The sequence below is a fragment of the Arthrobacter sp. NPDC080031 genome (genome assembly GCF_040702485.1).
Lineage (GTDB): Bacteria > Actinomycetota > Actinomycetes > Actinomycetales > Micrococcaceae > Arthrobacter.
Genome location: NZ_JBFBLA010000027.1, coordinates 1,758 through 18,189, shown reverse-complemented (window position 1 = coordinate 18,189; position 16,432 = coordinate 1,758). Strand labels below are relative to the sequence as shown.

General features: G+C 62.6%; 16 protein-coding genes and 1 pseudogene. 9 read left to right on the top strand and 8 right to left on the bottom strand.

Features of this window, described 5'->3' with window-relative positions; all coding sequences use genetic code 11:
- The first annotated feature begins 249 nt into the window (after positions 1 to 249).
- The 5 genes from AB0323_RS19445 to AB0323_RS19425 all read left to right on the top strand — a co-directional run bounded on the left by AB0323_RS19445 (position 250) and on the right by AB0323_RS19425 (position 5,391).
- Positions 250 to 1,602 (top strand): MFS transporter, encoded by a 1,353-nt coding sequence (locus AB0323_RS19445; protein ID WP_366178778.1) that lies wholly within the window; start codon positions 250 to 252, stop codon positions 1,600 to 1,602.
- 103 nt (positions 1,603 to 1,705) lie between these two features.
- Positions 1,706 to 2,389 carry a GntR family transcriptional regulator gene (locus AB0323_RS19440; RefSeq protein WP_366178777.1) on the top strand — a complete coding sequence of 228 codons (684 nt, stop codon included), beginning with the start codon at positions 1,706 to 1,708 and terminating at the stop codon, positions 2,387 to 2,389.
- Positions 2,386 to 3,192, top strand: coding sequence for an aspartate/glutamate racemase family protein (locus AB0323_RS19435; protein WP_366178776.1), 807 nt, complete (start codon positions 2,386 to 2,388; stop codon positions 3,190 to 3,192). Before AB0323_RS19440 ends, AB0323_RS19435 begins: the two co-directional genes overlap by 4 nt.
- A gap of 8 nt (positions 3,193 to 3,200) precedes the next feature.
- Positions 3,201 to 4,649 carry an amidohydrolase family protein gene (locus AB0323_RS19430; RefSeq protein WP_366178775.1) on the top strand — a complete coding sequence of 483 codons (1,449 nt, stop codon included), beginning with the start codon at positions 3,201 to 3,203 and terminating at the stop codon, positions 4,647 to 4,649.
- A 7-nt stretch (positions 4,650 to 4,656) separates the two neighbouring features.
- A complete protein-coding gene (locus AB0323_RS19425; protein WP_366178774.1) occupies positions 4,657 to 5,391 on the top strand; it encodes an aspartate/glutamate racemase family protein in 735 nt (244 codons plus the stop codon).
- 19 nt (positions 5,392 to 5,410) lie between these two features.
- Here AB0323_RS19425 and AB0323_RS19420 read toward each other — a convergent pair whose 3' ends face one another.
- On the bottom strand, positions 5,411 to 5,614 hold the full coding sequence (locus AB0323_RS19420; RefSeq protein ID WP_306860887.1) for a cold-shock protein: 204 nt from the start codon (positions 5,612 to 5,614) through the stop codon (positions 5,411 to 5,413).
- 241 nt (positions 5,615 to 5,855) lie between these two features.
- On the opposite strand from AB0323_RS19420, the gene AB0323_RS19415 reads away from it, so the two are divergent.
- Positions 5,856 to 6,530: a hypothetical protein gene (locus tag AB0323_RS19415; RefSeq protein ID WP_366178773.1), complete on the top strand. Its 675-nt coding sequence runs from the start codon at positions 5,856 to 5,858 to the stop codon at positions 6,528 to 6,530.
- 76 nt (positions 6,531 to 6,606) lie between these two features.
- Here the strand turns inward: AB0323_RS19415 and AB0323_RS19410 are convergent.
- The 7 genes and pseudogenes from AB0323_RS19410 to AB0323_RS19380 all read right to left on the bottom strand — a co-directional run.
- Positions 6,607 to 6,822 (bottom strand): annotated as a pseudogene (locus AB0323_RS19410) (beta-ketoacyl-ACP synthase); the annotation flags it as partial.
- Between the two features lie 48 nt (positions 6,823 to 6,870).
- A complete protein-coding gene (locus AB0323_RS19405; protein WP_366178772.1) occupies positions 6,871 to 7,779 on the bottom strand; it encodes an RNA polymerase sigma-70 factor in 909 nt (302 codons plus the stop codon).
- Positions 7,780 to 7,789: 10 nt separating this feature from the next.
- Positions 7,790 to 8,383: a carboxymuconolactone decarboxylase family protein gene (locus AB0323_RS19400; protein WP_366178771.1), complete on the bottom strand. Its 594-nt coding sequence runs from the start codon at positions 8,381 to 8,383 to the stop codon at positions 7,790 to 7,792.
- A 294-nt stretch (positions 8,384 to 8,677) separates the two neighbouring features.
- A complete protein-coding gene (locus tag AB0323_RS19395) occupies positions 8,678 to 9,730 on the bottom strand; it encodes an iron ABC transporter substrate-binding protein (protein WP_366178770.1) in 1,053 nt (350 codons plus the stop codon).
- Positions 9,731 to 10,526: 796 nt separating this feature from the next.
- Entirely contained in the window at positions 10,527 to 11,996 is a 1,470-nt protein-coding gene (locus tag AB0323_RS19390) for an amidohydrolase (RefSeq protein WP_366178769.1), read from the bottom strand.
- An 86-nt stretch (positions 11,997 to 12,082) separates the two neighbouring features.
- Positions 12,083 to 12,814, bottom strand: coding sequence for a hypothetical protein (locus AB0323_RS19385; RefSeq protein ID WP_366178768.1), 732 nt, complete (start codon positions 12,812 to 12,814; stop codon positions 12,083 to 12,085).
- Between the two features lie 20 nt (positions 12,815 to 12,834).
- Positions 12,835 to 13,593 (bottom strand): DUF5058 family protein, encoded by a 759-nt coding sequence (locus AB0323_RS19380; protein WP_366178767.1) that lies wholly within the window; start codon positions 13,591 to 13,593, stop codon positions 12,835 to 12,837.
- 197 nt (positions 13,594 to 13,790) lie between these two features.
- Between AB0323_RS19380 and AB0323_RS19375 the strand changes: the two genes are divergently transcribed.
- From AB0323_RS19375 to AB0323_RS19365, 3 genes are all read left to right on the top strand, one after another.
- Positions 13,791 to 14,798, top strand: coding sequence for an Lrp/AsnC family transcriptional regulator (locus AB0323_RS19375; protein WP_366178766.1), 1,008 nt, complete (start codon positions 13,791 to 13,793; stop codon positions 14,796 to 14,798).
- Positions 14,799 to 14,927: 129 nt separating this feature from the next.
- Positions 14,928 to 15,581, top strand: a complete 654-nt coding sequence (locus AB0323_RS19370; protein WP_366178765.1) for a hypothetical protein — start codon at positions 14,928 to 14,930, stop codon at positions 15,579 to 15,581.
- Between the two features lie 54 nt (positions 15,582 to 15,635).
- A complete protein-coding gene (locus AB0323_RS19365; RefSeq protein ID WP_366178764.1) occupies positions 15,636 to 16,070 on the top strand; it encodes an SRPBCC family protein in 435 nt (144 codons plus the stop codon).
- Positions 16,071 to 16,432 lie beyond the last annotated feature (362 nt).

Below are 16,432 nucleotides of genomic sequence, written 5' to 3'. Positions count from 1 at the left end.
CTGAAGCTGCTCGGTATCCCATCCCGGCGCCGACTCGGACGCCAAGACCAACAAATCACCGGATGCAGGCCTCGGTCACATTCTGTTACTTCGCTTTGTATACCAAAATCCTTGACAGTGCCCCGGGTCACATCTAATTTTGATTTTGGGATCCCAAAGCGGGATCCCAAAACAAACCCAACGAACCCGCACCCAGCTCAACAATTCAAGACTTTCCTCGCTCCTCAAACTCCCCCTGAAGGAGAAACTGTGTCTCTCCAAAACACCGAAACAGCGGCGCATGCCGTCGAAGGAACAGCAGAAGAAAAAGCCGGCAAGGACAGCGTGCAGCGACGCACGAGTGTCCGCTGGAGGCTCTTCGTCCTGCTGCTAATCCTGGTAGCCGTCAACTACATCGACCGCGGCTCCATCTCCGTGGCATTGCCCATCATCCAAAAGGAATTCAACCTCGCGCCGGAACTCGTCGGGCTCCTGCTTTCGGCATTCTTCTGGACCTATGCCCTCATGCAGATCCCCGTCGGATTGCTCATCGACAAGTTCGGCCCCCGCAAGGTCGTCACTGCCTCGTGCATCGGCTGGGGTGCCGCCACGGCAGCATCCGGCCTGGCCGGCGGCTTCCTCAGCATGTTCATCGCACGCCTGGGCATCGGCGTCGCCGAGGCCGGAGTCATGCCGGCCGGCGGGAAGCTCAACGCCATCTGGATGCACAAGAAGGAACGCGGCCGCGGCGCCACGATCCTTGATGCGGGCGCCCCGCTCGGCGCCGGCCTGGGCGGCATCCTCATCACCTGGCTCATCGCCTCAACGGGAAGCTGGCGCTACTCGTTCATCATCGCCGGAGCCGCGACAGTGTTCATGGGCCTGGCCGTCTGGTGGTACGTCCGCGACAATCCCCGGAACCACAAGGCCGTCAACGACGCCGAGGCCGAATACATCGAGGCATCCCACGCCGAGGAAGACGCCGAGGCCACGAAGGACGGCGTCAAGGGCAAGCGCGCCCTCCTCCCCTACCTGAAGTTCCGCTCTTTCTGGGCCATGTGCTTTGGCTGGCTTGGATTCAACGGAGTGTTCTACGGCCTCCTGACGTGGGGTCCGCTCTACCTGGCCCAGGCCAAGCACTTCAACCTGAACACCATCGGCTGGTCCACGTTCGTGATCTTCGGTGCAGGGTTCGTCGGCGAGATCCTCGGCGGAACCATAGCCGACAAGTGGCGCGCAGCCGGTGCCTCGGCCAACCTGGTTATGCGCACCCTTCTGGGCATCTCAAGCGTCGTGGTAGTCGGAGGTCTGGTTGGCGTAACGGTCGTCGCGGACCCGATCACCGCCGTCGTGCTCCTTTCAGTGGTCCTGTTCTTCCTCCGCTGGGTAGGGCTGTTCTGGAGCATCCCCGCCATCCTGGGCGGCCGCACCAACGCCGGCGTCCTGGGCGGTGCAATGAACTTCAGCGGCAACATCGCAGGCTTCGTCACCCCGATTGTGGTAGGCCTGATTGTCGGGGCCACGGGATCCTACACCTGGGCCCTCCTATACTTTGTTGGTTCCGCGATCATCATGGGCGTCTCCGTCCTGACCCTGAACTACAACAAGCGGCTTCCGGTCTAACTCGCCTGACCGGACTGGCCGTGCGGTCCTGAACCGCCGCACGGCCGTACGCCTCCGGGAATGCCGGGCGCAATGACCCAAAGAGAACACGAATGGAGCAAAGATGCTGATTGCAGATGAAACCCCCACCACGGACCGCCCCCTCCGGGAATCCGTGCGGGACGCCATCCGTTCGCGAATCTTCGAGGGCCACTACGCGCCCGGCACCCGGCTGGTGGAGCGGGACCTCGCCGCCGAATTCAACGTGTCGCGGCTCCCCATCCGCGAAGCCCTCCGGATGCTGCGGCAGGAAGGCCTCATCCAGGACCGGGCCTCCCGCGGTTCCGAAGTGGCAGGGCTGAGCCCCAAAGACGTCGAGGACCTCTTCGACGTCCGCCAGTCACTGGAAGTCCTCGCCTGCCGCCTGGCAGCGGCCCGCGCCACCGACAGGGACCTCGAACACCTGGCGGGGCTCCTCGACGAGGCGGATCGCTTCCTCGCGAAAGGCTCAATCCTTGAGGCTCACCGCGCCAACAGCGAATTCCACGATGCCATCACGGCCATCGCCAACAACGATTTTCTCCGCACCGCGCTGGAACCTCTCCAAGGCCGCATGCACTGGCTTTTCCGCCACGTGGACGACCTGCCGGAGCTGATCCAGGAGCACCGCGATCTCTACGCCGCCATCGCCAGCGGCGATCCCGAGCGCGCCGCAACGCAATCGGCGTCGCACATTGGTAAATACCGCGAGCAGTTCCCTCAGGACGCGCCCGCCCCCGAACTCAAGTTGCAAGGCAGACGAACATGAAATTGCTAGTCATCAATCCCAACATCAGCGCCGATGTCACTGCGTTGATCGACGCCGAAGCCCGCCGGTCTGCGGGGACTGACACCGAGCTGATCGTCCGGACCGCCGGCCATGGCGTCGAATACATCGAGACCCGCTTTGAAGCACTCATCGCAGCCGGGGCCGTCGCCGAAATCATCGCCGAGCACTCCGGCGGCGATCCCGCAGCGGACCAGATAGACGGCGTCGTGGTGGCTGCCTTCGGAGATCCCGGCATGCCTGCGCTCAAGGAACTCACCGACGTGCCGGTCATCGGCATCACCGAGGCCGCCCTCGTCGCCGCGGCCCTGCAGGGCCAACGCTTCTCCATCATTGCCATTTCGGACCGCATCACCGCTTGGTACCGGGACTGCGTGGAGCATTTCGGACTTGGCAACCGGCTTGCCTCGATCCGGTCCATCAACCAGAGCCTTAACGGCATCGCCACCGTACAACAGGACTTCAAGGAAACCCTCCTGGCGCTGAGCCGGCAGGCGGTCGCGGAGGACGGCGCCGACGTCGTCATCCTCGCAGGTGCCCCGCTTGCCGGACTCGCGCGCGAGCTTGAAGGACAGATCCCCGTGCCAGTGGTGGACGGAATCTCCGCCGGCATCCGCATGACAGAAGCGGTTGTGGCCCTGCAGTCCGGCTTCCACCGCCAAGGCGCTTTTGCGCCGCCACCCGTCAAGAACCGCCGGGGGTTGTCCGAAAACCTCGACGCCGCCCTGACCGCCATCCAGACCGCCGCCGGCGTTACTGCCCACGCCGTTCCGGCCGGAAAGTAGGGACCACCGTGACCATTCCCGATCTCGTCATCGCCCACGGCACCGTCGTCAACAGCCGTCAATCCGCTAGGCCGGCCCGGCAAGCAGCCCACGTCGTGGTCGACGGCGGCCGCATCACCCACGTCATTGACGCCGCAGAACCGGTCCCCGCCGCCTCCCGCATCATCGATGCCTCCGGCAAGTTGGTCATCCCTGGCGGCGTGGACGGCCATTGCCACGTGGCCCAAGTAACCGGCCGATTCCGCACCCTGGACGACTACCGCACTACCTCCACCGCGGCCTTGTGGGGCGGCACCACCACCATCATCGATTTTGGTATCCCGCGTGATGCCCAGGAATCCCCGCTGGATGCCGTCCTGAACAAGAAGCGACTTGCCGCCGAGTCGCGCTGCGATGTCGCGCTGCACGGCTCCGTTGTCAGCTGGGACGAGACCGTGCCCTGGCAGCTCGAGCAGCTCGCCGCCGAGGGCGTCCGTTCGGTGAAGATGTACACCACCAACCGCGGCTCCACCATGGCCGACGGCGACACCATCCTGAAAGTCATGCGCGAAATGGTTCGCCTGGACGGACTCACGTACATCCATGCCGAACACGATCCCATCATTGCCGACTGCACCGAACAGCACGCCGCGGACGGCCGGATCGGCATCGAGCACCTGCACTCCACGCGACCCGAACTCGCCGAGGAAATCTCCGTCAAAGAGACGCTCGCCATGGCCGAGTACACCGGAGCGCCCGTCTACTTTGTGCACCAGTCGACTCCGGGCGCGGTGGATCTTGTCACTGAGGCCCGCGGGCGCGGCCAGGAAGCCTACTCCGAGACGTGCCCGCACTACTTGACGCTGGATGACACGGTTTATGGCAGCGATTTCCCCGAATGGTACGCCTGCTGCCCGCCCATGCGCAGCGCGGAAACAGTGGCCGCGCTGAAGGAACGCCTCGCCACCGGAGCGATCCACACCGTGTCCTCGGACCACTCCTGCTACGACCTCTCGCAGAAACGCGAGCGCACCGACGACGTCCGCTTCATGCCGCACGGGCTGCCCGGCGTCGAAACCCGCATGCCCGTCACCTTCACGGCGATGGCGCCCCACAGCACCGTGGAGGACTTCGTCGAGGTCTTCTCGGCCGGCCCCGCGCGGATCAATTCCGTGCCCGGCAAGGGCGCCATCGCTGTAGGGTTCGACGCCGATCTCGTCATCTTTGATCCCGCCGAAGAACGCGAGGTCGACGGCGGCGCGCTCCACATGGAAACTGACTTCTCGCCGTTCGAAGGGAAGACGCTGAGCGGCTGGCCCGCCGTCGTCGTGTCAGCCGGACGCGTGGTGGTCGACGACGGCGGTTTCCACGATCCCGGCCCGGTGGGCCGTTTCGTTGCCCGCAACGGCTTCGCCGCCCACCGCGATGCACTGTCCGTTCGAAAATCGCCGTCCGTTCCCGCCACCGTTTCTGCTTAGGAGAGCCATGCCTTCCGCACACCGCCCCACCCGTATCGGCATGATCGTGCCGTCGTCCAACACGTGCCTGGAGCCGCAGAGCTACCGGATCCTGGGTGACCGCCAGGACGTCACCATCCATTTCACGCGGATTCCGGTCACCCGGATCGCGCTTGATGATTCCTCGGACAAACAGTTTGATTCGGCCGTCATGCGGGAGGCCGCCGCATTGCTTGCGACGGCGGACGTGGACGTCATCGCGTGGAACGGAACCTCGGGTTCCTGGCTCGGCGCCGCGCATGACGAGGCCCTGGTCCGTGAAATCACGGAGGCCACCGGGATCCCGGCCACGACCTCCACGTTGGCCTACCTGGAGGCCTTCAAGGCGTTCGGCACCGACAGGATCGGCTTGTTCACGCCGTATACCGGAGACGTGAACGAAGCCGTCATCGAGTCGTATGCGCGCGAAGGAATCAAGACGGTCGACCACCGCCATCTGGACCTCAGCAACAACGAATCCTTCGCCCGGGTCACGGACGAGGAAATGCTGCCCGGGTCCTTGGAACTTGCCGCCTCGAACCCGGACGCGCTCATTTACTTGTGCACGAACCTTTACGGCGCCAACATCACCGCGGAAGTGGAGGAAGCCACCGGAGTGCCGGTGCTTGATTCCGTAGCCGTGACGTTGTGGCATTGCCTCCAGCTTGCCGGAGCGCCCTTACTGGCGCCCAAGTGGGGCCGGCTGCTTGCAGAACTGCCTTGATTCGTAAGTGGTCCCCTCTTTAGAGAGGTTGGATGTTCTCCGCCTGGGGGCCCTTCGGGCCCTGCACAACGTCGAACTGGACCCGCTGGTTCTCGTCCAGTGATCGGTACCCGCTCGTGGCGATCGCCGAGTAGTGGGCAAAAACGTCCGCCGAACCGTCGTCGGGGGCAATGAAGCCGAAACCCTTTTCGGCGTTGAACCACTTGACAATACCTGTTGCCACGGCCATGTTCCTTCTCTGAATCTGACTGACCATCGGCTTCAAACCCGATGCCCCCGGACGCATACGTCCGCTTCCTCAAACCTACGGTGTAGGGTTCGGGGGCGCAAGGATCACCGGAAGTCTCAGTGTTTCCGGGTGCCCGAATCTTGAGGATTTCTTGTTCCTCTTCAGTGCGGGATCTTGAAACTGGGACGGCAGAGTGGTTGACGATCAGCATCGTCGGCCATAAGGAGACCACCAGGTGGGGTTGTTCCGGCGCCGGTTCGAAGCGGCAGCCCCGAAGATCCACGTGGACATCCTCGAAGACCACGCACTGCTGCGGGAGAGTCTTGCTTCCTGGCTTGAAGCCAACGCCGGAACCGTGAAAGTGGTGGGCAGGTTCGGCTCCTGGGCTGAGCTTGCCGCCTCGCTGGGACAGTTGTCTGACGTTGTCCTGGTGGACATCATCCTCGGTGACCGGATCCCGCTGCGCTCCAAGATCCAGGCCATTCTCTCGACCGGATCACAAGTGGTGGTCTGCAGTTCCCTCGCGACGCCACTGGTGATCCGCCAAGCGTTCGACGCCGGCGCGCTGGCCTACATACCCAAGACGTCGGGGGCCGAGGTGCTCACCACAGCCGTTCTGGCCGCGGCGCGCGGCGAGAAGTTCGTCCTGCCAGAGCTTGCCGGCGTCTTTGACGTCCCCGGGCCGCGGATCCGCCTCACCCCGCGTGAACACGAAGCCGTGACGCTGTACCTGGGCGGCTCGGGCGGGACAATGGCCGACGTCGGCGCGAGCCTGGGCATCAGCGCCGACGGTGTGAAGAAACTCCTCGTCTCTGTCCGCCGCAAAGCCCACAACGGGCCGCAACCACTCAGCCGGCCCGCGCTCCGGGAACTGCTGATCGCAGACGGCTGGCTGCTCCCTGATCAGTGAGGGGCTGCGGTCATCCGCTCGCTGACCGATCTTCGTCATCCCGGCGACATCGTGTTCTTCAAGGCCAACGGCGTAGTCATGCGGGCGTGAAGAGGAGCGAGACGTTTTGTCCTCCGAAACCAAAGGAATTGCTAAGGGCTGCCCGGAGGCTGGTGTCCCGCCGCGTAGTTGCCACGTCCAACTCCATAAGCGGATCCAGCCCGGAGGTTGTGAGGTTTCGTGTTGGCGCTACGACTCCGTGCTCCACGCTCAGAATGGTCAGGAGCGCCTCCACGGCACCGGCAGCCCCGAAGTGAAGTCCGACGTGCCGTGTTGCGTTGCCGCAATCTCGATGGGGAAGCTAGCGCGCCAGCCTGGTCTCTTCATCCACACGGCCCAGCTTGTCCGGGTTCCGCATGGCGAAGATCCGCGCAATCCGCCCGTCCTCGACCACCACACTGATGAGCGACGGCCCGCCTGCTTCGTCGTCGATCCGGATGCCAAGGCCGCCATTGAGCCACAGCAGGGCGACTTTCGGATTGACCGCCCATTGCGGGAACGGCCGCAGCAGATTGATCACCTTCTTCACGCCGTACACCGGCACCCGTGCGGCCAGCGCAATTCCGCCGCCGTCCGCGACGAGAACAACGTCCGGGGCCAGGACATCCATCAGGCCCTGCACGTCACCGGTGGTGACTGCCGAGAGGAAACGTTCGACGACGGCCTGCTGCTCGCTGCGGTCCACCTGCATCCGGGGGCGGCGTGCCGCCACATGCGAGCGGGCACGGCTGCCGATCTGCCGGACGGCCGCCGTCGACTTGTCCACCGCCTGCGCGATCTCCTCGTAGGGTGCGTCGAAGACCTCGCGCAGGACGAAGACCGCCCGCTCCACCGGGGTCAGCGATTCGAGGACAGTGAGCATGGCAATCGAGACGTTCTCGGCCAGTTCAATGTCTTCGGCGACGTCCGGCACAGTGAGCAGCGGCTCGGGCAGCCATTCGCCCACGTACTCTTCCCGCCGTCGGCTCAAGGTCCGCAGGCGGTTCAGCGCCTGGCGGGTGACGATGCGGACAAAGTAGGCCCGCGGGTCACGGACCTCCGCACGGGCCCCGGCATCCAGGCCGGCCCACCGCAGCCAGGCCTCCTGCACCACGTCCTCGGCGTCGGCAGCGGAGCCGAGCATCTCGTAGGCGACGGTGAAGAGCAGGCTGCGGTGGGTGGTGAAAAGATCCAGGCGGTCTGTGGTGCCGGAACTGCCGCTGCTGTGCATACCGGCCACGCTACCGCGCGCCTGCCTGGGACCGCGAGGGACTCGGCGCCGCGAGGGGCTTCAACCCGCAGGAATCAGAGAAGCCCTCGGACTCGATGCCGAGCGCCACGTTGCCGCGGGTGGTGAGGTTGGCGTAGCCGATCACGCTGGTGAGCTCCACCAACGCCGCCGCGCCGAGCTGCTCCAGCAATCGGGCGGCGAGCTTGTCACTGACGGTCACTGGCGTGGTGCTCATGGCCTCGGCATACTCCAGCACGTCGCGTTCCAGCGGTGTGAAGACGCTGGAATCGCGCCAGCGCGGGATCTGCTGCGCCTTGTCCAGGTCAAGGCCCCTGTTGTGCGCCATGAAGTAGTTGAAGTCCAGGCACCAGGTGCAGCCGATCAGCGAGGCCACCGCCATGTGGGCATAGGATTTCAGCGATTCATCGCAGCTGTTCCACTTCTGCAGCTTCTGCCCCATGCCCATGGAAGCCTTGAGCACGGCCGGGTTGTGCCACATGACGCCCAGCGATTCCGGCACCTTGCCGAACATCTTCGCGCTGAACTTCTTTATGAGGGTGCCGTAAAGTCCGGTGATCTCTGCGGCTGGGATCCGGGTGGTCATGATTCCTCCTGGGGTCGGTTTCCTTGCCTTACGGCATGAAGACACCGGCCGGATGGAATGTGTGACAGCCGGGACTGTTAATTTCTCAGCTCACCCCAAGATCACCGGCCACGGGCTTCTGCGCCCAGTCGAGGGCGAAGTCGGCCGCCTCCCAGGCCTGCTCGCCGCAGGTGTAGTGGCCGCGGCCTTCAAACAGCTTGTATGCCGTAGTGCTATAGGGGCGATACCCCAGGAGGGGCGGGGTTCGAGGCCGCCCCTTCGACGGCGTCAAAACGTGCCGGAGGTCCGGAAGCCTTAAAGGAGCCCTACCTTGGTCATCAGCTCGGTGACCTTTTCGCTGTTGAGCTTGGCCGGGTCCACTGAAGGTGCCTGGAGATCCTTAAGGGGCACAAGCTTGGAGTTCGCCGGTACGTCGGAGCCAACCGTGTACTCAAAGGAGTCACCGTTCTGGAGGACCTGCTGACCCGCTTTGCCCGTGATGAACTTCAGGAACTGCTGGGCTTGGGCCTGTTTCTTGCTGGATGCCAGAACAGCGCCGCCGGAGACGCTGACGAACGCACCCGGGTCCTGGTTCTTGAAGTAGTGGAGATCGACGTTCTTGCTGTTTTCTCCGGATTGGGCCTGGTCCACGAAGGAGTAGTAGTGGTACAGGACTCCCGCTTCGACCTCGCCGGCATTCACAGCTGCGAGCACCGGGGTGTCGTCTTTGTAGGACTTGAAGTTGGTTTTGGCCGCCTCCAGCCATTTCTGCGTAGCGTCTTCTCCCTTGAGCGCAAGCATCGCGCTGACGATGGCCTGGAAATCAGCTCCGCCAGTGGAGGCACCGATGCGTCCCTTCCATGACGGGTCCGCGAGGTCCATCAAGGACTTGGGAAGCTGGCCCGCCCCGAGCTTGGTCTTGTTGTAGGCCAGCACCGTGGAGCGGGCCGCGATGCCCGTCCAGTCGCCTGTGGAGGGCCGGTACTGCGCAGGGACCTGGCTGAGGGTTGCCGGGTCCACGGGGGCGAGCAATCCTGCACTCGCGATGCGGACCATGGCCGGGGAGTTTTCCGTGAGGAAGACATCCGCCGGGGAGTTCTTGCCTTCCTCACTGAGCTGGTTGCTCATTTCAAGGTCGTCACCATTACGGAGCGTAACCTTGATGCCCGTTTCCTTGGTGAAGGCGTCCACCCATGCGCCGGTGAGGTTTTCATGCTGCGCGTTGTATACGACGATGCCGTCGCCGGACGCGCCGGCCGTGGAACCGCCGCTTGCGGTACCGCTTGGTGCGCCGCTGCACGCCGAGAGTGCCAGCAGCGTGGCCGTGGCGGCGGCAAGGGCCGAAGCAGGTTTGATGCCGAATTTCATGGGGGCCTTTCAAGGGTTCCGGCCGGGACCGGACTAGTTGTGGGCAGCCCTACCCTTCATGCAGAGCAAGCCCGACGACTCGGGAGAACGGTAGCGAGATAGGCAAGGCAATCCTTACTGTAATAACAACATGCCGCTGTTGCGTAATTCTGGGCACGCTGGGGTCGACTGTTACAAACGTTCTCCTGCAGCGGCGCGTCCTGCAAGTTCTGCCGCCTGAGCCGTTGAAAGGGCATATTGCGCCCTCGGCGGGTTCAGCGCTTTTGCTAGGGTGATGCCTTCGGTTGGCGTTCGCTGACGAGGGAACGCTCGATTTCTGCGGATGTCCCACGACGGAGCGCAGGTCATCGAGGATCAGCGTCCTTGCCGGACGCTTTGTCCGTGGACACCCTGCCCACATGGACGCCTTCCAACTGGCCCTGGCTGTTCTAGTCCAGGCCGCTGACCCTGACGTATCCGATAGGTTGGACGACTATGTTCGACTCCCAAGGAAGAGTGTCAGATTGAAATCCAAGTCTTCTGGCAACTTGTGTCAAGAAAACTCTAAGGCCACTCTAATCTGACAGTATTTCCGGCTGTTCCTGACGTCAGGCTGGGGTGTAGCTGAATCTGGCGGGAGAATGAAATACGTCGGGGGTTTCCTGGCGCTGTGCGCCCTTTTCGCAGTTAGCGATGTGGAAAGGGCAGAGTACGAGGGCCCGTGGTGAGAGATAGGGAATTCATACTCCCCACCCGGACCCCGCACTCTAGACCACGCAGAATGTATCCTGACGGGCTTGGGAATGAATCTCGGTTATTAGACGCTCTGCATTTCGAGCTCGGTTTGGATTTCGTCGGCTTTGGCGCGGCGGATTGGTGGTGCCAGGACGTCGTCGGGTATGGGGCAGATGTAGGGAGTTTCTGCTGTGAGGTCGTCGAACTCGGACTTGGCCTGGGCCATGAGCGCAGGGTCGGTGAAGAGGGAGAGAGCGGTGCCGGCCATCGCTTTTGCGGCGTAGATCATGCCTTTGTGCGCTGCGGGCACCTTGCCCTGCGCGACGACCTGCCAGGTGTGTAATGGAGTGCCCAGGGCGAAGCTGGCGGCCATGATTTGAACGGTGGGCACTGACCAGCTAACGTCACCGACATCGCTTGAGCCGGTCAGTTGCGCGCGCGGTAGCGTGTCGGGTTCAGGGATTTCATCGTGGAGGGCTTTCTCCTCGTTCGCACTCCATCCGATGGCGGTCTTGGCTGTGCGCACCTCCCGGCGGTCCAGTCCTGCAGCGAAGCGGGCGGCGGTTGTTTGGTCGGATGCGTCGAAAGGAACGCCGCCGAGTTCCTTCACATTTTGATAGAGAACCTTTTCAAGGGCGGCGTTGGGAAGGATCTCCGAGCATGCGCCATCAAATTCAACGGTTAGTTCTGTTTCTGTCATCAGCGCAGCCCCCTGCGCGACCTTGAGCACCCGGTCGTAGAGGGCACGCATTTGCTGCCCGTCTGTGGCCCGGATGATGTAGTACACGGACGCCTGGGGTTGCACGACGTTGGGTGATAGTCCGCCGGCGTCTGTGATTGCGTAGTGGATCCGTGCAGTGTCGGGCATGTGTTCGCGCAGGAAATTGGTGCCGACATTAAGGAGTTCTACCGCGTCGAGTGCGCTGCGGCCCATGTGTGGTGATGCGCCGGCGTGCGCTGCGACACCTTTGTAGTGGAAGTAGACCTGGGTGTAGGCGAGCATCAGGTTCTGCTTCCACAGCGTGCTGGCGAAGGGGTGCCAGGTGATTGCGGTGTCGACACCGGCGAATGCTCCGCCTTTGACCATGAAGCTCTTGCCGGCCGCTGCTTCCTCAGCGGGGCACCCATAGTACCGTACCCGGCCTGGCAGCCCGTTTTTTTCCAGATACCGGGCGGTGGCAACGGCAGCGAGGAGCGAGCCGGCGCCGAGCAGGTGATGGCCGCAGCCCTGCCCGTTTCCGGAGTGGTTGTCGGGGTCGGGGCAGCGCTCGGGGTTGCCGCTGTCCTGGCTTAACTCTGCCAGGGCGTCGTATTCTCCAAGGAAGGCGATGACGGGGCCTGTAGAGCCTTTTTCAGCATAAAAAGCAGTCGGTATCCCGGCGACATCACGTGTGATGGAGAACCCGTACTTCTTAGCCACGACAACCTGTCGGGTGACCGCGGTATGTTCCTCCCAGCGCAGCTCGGGCTCGTCCCAGATCGCGTCGGACAGTGCGGTGAATTCCGGGGCCAAGGCCTCGACGTCTTCAATTAAAGGATTCAGGTGTTCCATGGTTCGTTCCCTTCCATAAAGGTTCAGTGCGTGCATGTGCGGCAAAGATGGTCCATGCCTGCCGGGCCTTGCGTGGCAAGGCGCATTTAGTGGGGGACGGCTGTGGGGACTTCGGGCTCACTGGTTGGCTGCGTTTTCGAACGCGTGAACCAAGCAACTGTGATTGTGAGGATCACGGCGATGGCGGTAGCAAGGAAAGTGATTCCCGGAGCCAGTGGCAGTCCGATGAACACGACCAGCCCGGCTATGGCCACCGCGACGATAGTGGTGCGGATGCTTTTTAGCGCCAGAACGCTTTGGAGGACGACTGCCCCGAAGATGGCCGGCAGGATGTAGAGCCGTGCTGTGTTGATGACCGCTGGGGGCAGCAGTCCAACGATGAGGGTGCCCAAGACGCCTACGAAGAGGATGAGTGTTGTGATGTGGACGAGGACTGCTCCGATGATGGCGCTTCCTGCGATCAGCTCTGCCCGACGGGTGCCTGGCTTTTCATTCAGCTGTGCTTGGGCGACGATTGCCGCCGGCAGGAGTTTGTTGGAGATGTTTCCGATCAGGAACGCCTGATACATCGCGGAGCGGCCAAGGATGGGGAAATACGATACGGGTTCAACGATCGCGAAGAGACCGAAGGTGGCCACTACGGCCCCGACCGCTGCCCACAGTTCCAGACCTGTGATGCCGAGTCCTGTCCCGAAGGCTGCGTAGAGCGCCGACACGAGGGAAATCAAGAGCCCGAGCCCGAGGGTTACGGGACCCCAGATTGAAGTGGTCCGGTCAAAGGCGGCAAAGCCGCGGCGGGTATGGGGGGATGCTGACATCGAACGCTTCTTTCTTTGGATCAGGAGACCGACACGGGATTGGTCACTAGGTATGCGACGGCGAGCGAGATGAAAATGGCGATGCCGAGGCCCCATTCGCGAAGCCACGGGAGATGGAAGCGTTTAGAGACCAGGAGGCACAGGCCCATAACTGCGGCCGACGAAACCACCGTGACCAGGTGCACGGGGGACTTCAGGGTTTCCTGGAATGTCAAAGTGAAAAACGCTGCCAGGAGCGCGGCAGCAGGAACGATTGTCATCACCGCTGGGTTGACTTGGCGGAGCTTGGCGTCGCCCTTACTCAGGATCGGCGTGAGGACCAAGGTTGCGAGCATCCAGAGAAGCCCGCCCATGGTCATCGCAGCAAAACCCAAGGCGAAGATCTTTTGCGTGTAGGTAGGACCCCCGAGTTGCGCACCTTGCGTTCCGGCGGCCAGTCCTGCCGCCGCGACGTCGAAGGCCGCCGAGCCGACCAAACCAATCCTGGTCAGCACCGCGGGAGTGCCGAACAAGGGCAGCAGCGAGATCGCGATAAGAGCCACAGCCAGTGACGGCCCGATCGCGGCTACTGCTCCGGTGCGTACAGAACCCCGAACCTGGGAGGGGCTGAGATCGGCATCGCCTGCGGCTTGCCTGATCGCCCTGAAATAAATCACGGACTGAAGAATGATCACCAGGAAAACGCCGGCGGCACAAATCCACAGCACCGGGTGATGGATCAGGGGCTGGATATCCGTCGAGCCGGGATCGACAACTGTAGTAGCCACGCTACTCCTCATCAGTTTGAAAAAAGGGGAACGGAATTTGAGGAAGGTCGGAAACCCCGAGGTTCCCGGGGGTCAAAATCATCACAGTCAACCCAGACGCCAGGAAAAGATGGGTGACTCCGGTCACGCACAGGATGACTGCTCCAGAGTAGGATTGGGACGCACGGAATGATACGGAATGCAGTAAATTACCCCTAAGGATGCTTCTGGTGCAGGAAACGGTGTTCGACGAACTCGATCTGATGCTGATTAACGCACTGCAGATTCAGCCCCGAGCGTCATGGGCGGCCTTGGGCCGGGTCTTGGGGGTGGACCCGGTGACCTTGGGCCGCCGCTGGGAACGGATCTCGAACGAGGGCCTGGCATGGGTGACCGGTTACTCCGACGCCAAACTGCAGGCTGGGGCCATAGTGGAAGTCGAGGCGACGCCTGGCAAGCTCATGAATCTGGCCGAGGCCTTGCTGCCGGACCCTGAGGTGGCAACGGTGGACATCACCGCAGGTTCACGGGACCTGGTGCTTTCCGTGATCGCTCCTACAAGCGAGGCTCTCTACAGGTATGTGCTGGAGCGGCTGGAAAGACTGGATTTCGTAGCCAAGGTTTATTCGTATCCGATTTCCGATGTCCTCGCAGAGGCCAGCCAATGGCGCCTGAGGGCGCTCGATACGAAGCAAGTGGAAACCCTGCGGGCGTTCAAGCCGGAGACGGCGCGGACGAGGCGGCCCACGGAATTTGACGCGGCGGTTGCCAAGGAGTTGTTCCATAACGGGCGCGCGACTGCCAAGGAAATCGCAACGTCTATTGGAGCCAACCCGCGAAAAGTCCGCGAGTCAATTGCCAGCCAGCTGTCGGCGGGGACAATTCGGCTGAGGACCGACGTCATACGCTCAGCGTCAGGCTGGCCGGTCAACGCCTGGTATTTTTTGTCCTTGCCCGCTGCCCAGGCAGAACGGATTGCCAGGCAACTAAGCCGGCTTGATGAGATCCGCTCCGTGGTGTCGATAGTTGGCAGGTACAACATCGCAATGACCGTCTGGATGAGGACGCTCAAAGACATCTCCCGGCTCGAAGCAGCCATAGAAGAACAATTGCCCGGCGTGCGCATCACCGACCGGTCCGTGGTAATGCGCACCACAAAACTGGTCGGAACACTGCTCGACGAGAACGGACGACGAAGAGGCTACCGCGCCACCCATCTTCAGGCCGCAAAACCTTGACCAATACTGCAACCTACATGTCCGCGTAAGGAAACCATTAAGGACCGACGACGACCGCTCGGTTTGGTGGTCTGATGAAGATAGTCAATCGAGGCTTTGGGCTGACCCTCCGTAGGAGCTGAAACCACCATGAATCGCACTCCCCTCAACCAAGGAACGGCAGACGATTCCGAGCCTTCCGGCACGACCCCGATAGACTACGTCGTCGTCGATGAACTTGGTGACTTCACGTACTATCCGTCCAAAACCGCCATGCTCGAAGACCTTGAGTATGTTGACGAAGCAGCCAGCATTTTGGACCGGGCGGGCAACAACTTCCACTTGACCTTGGAGGCGGACCGGAAGCTGACCTTGGGATCCTCGTTCGGCCGGGTCGAATTTACGTGGCTCCGCCAGACCTGGATCAACAACCGGCGCCGCGAACCGCAAGCGCATCGATTGCTCCGTCTCTACCCTGCAACTCTGGATGCCCTTCTGACTGGAATATTTGAAACCCTGAGCCTGGAACTCGCCAGCAGCGCCACCAGTTCGCCCTGGATACTGGATGTAGCGGGAGAAGAGACCCATCCCGCGACGCTCCGGGACGTCGATGGCCTCCTCGCGCGGCTGGATCACCTTGAACGTGTCACTGTTCGCGATCCCTTCGGACACGTGTACCGGCCAACCCGTCATGCAACACACCGCCTCCATGCCCCTCGCGCAGGGGCGATCTACTACGTGGAGATGGAACCCCACCCCGGAGAGGCCGGGCAGCGTGCCAGCGTACCTGACAGCCTGCCCTGAGTTCCTTCGCTGCGGGTTACCGCCCGGTAGGCACGTTCTGCGATAGTTGGGTACATGGTGAACGTCCAGACCGAAATACTGATCCAGCGGCCCCGCGAGATCGTGGCAAGTTATGCTTCCGACCCGGACAACGCGCCGGTCTGGTACGCGAACATACGATCTGCGCAGTGGCAGACGCCGCGGCCCCTGGCGGTCGGATCCCGGGTTGCCTTCACCGCCCGATTCCTGGGCCGGAATCTGGACTATGTCTACGAATTCACCGAGCTTGTCCCCGGCGAGAAACTCACCATGCGCACAAGCCAAGGTCCATTTCCGATGCGGACCACCTACACCTGGTCCGATGAGAATGGCGCGACCCGCATGACCCTCCGCAACACAGGCGAACCCTCCGGGTTCTCTGCGCTTGCAGGCATCGTCATGGCGCCAATGATGCGCGCGGCCATGCGCAAGGACCTGGAGAACCTCAAGAAGATCCTCGAAGCCAACTAGAAACGACGAACCCAAGCTCTCCCCCACCAGGAACGGCTAAGCGCTCATCAGGGACGCGGCAGGCGCGAACCAAGTTCGCAGCCCGCCGCTCCGCATTAAGCGTCAGGGCCCGACGGCGACCAGATCGATCTCGACCCGGAGGTCGCCCAGGCCTACGACGTGGCTGCGGCTCACGACGATGGAGCTAGCAGTTGACGCGGAATGGCCGGCAAAGCCAACCGGAGCCAGCTAGCAGGGCCTATTTCGCGCCGATCAGCCGTTGGTGAGGGTGACGTCGTCGAGGTACATCCAGGTGTCATCAGCGGGGTTCGCACCGTCGAGGTGGACATTGAACCGGAGCACGATGGTCTGGCCCTTGTACG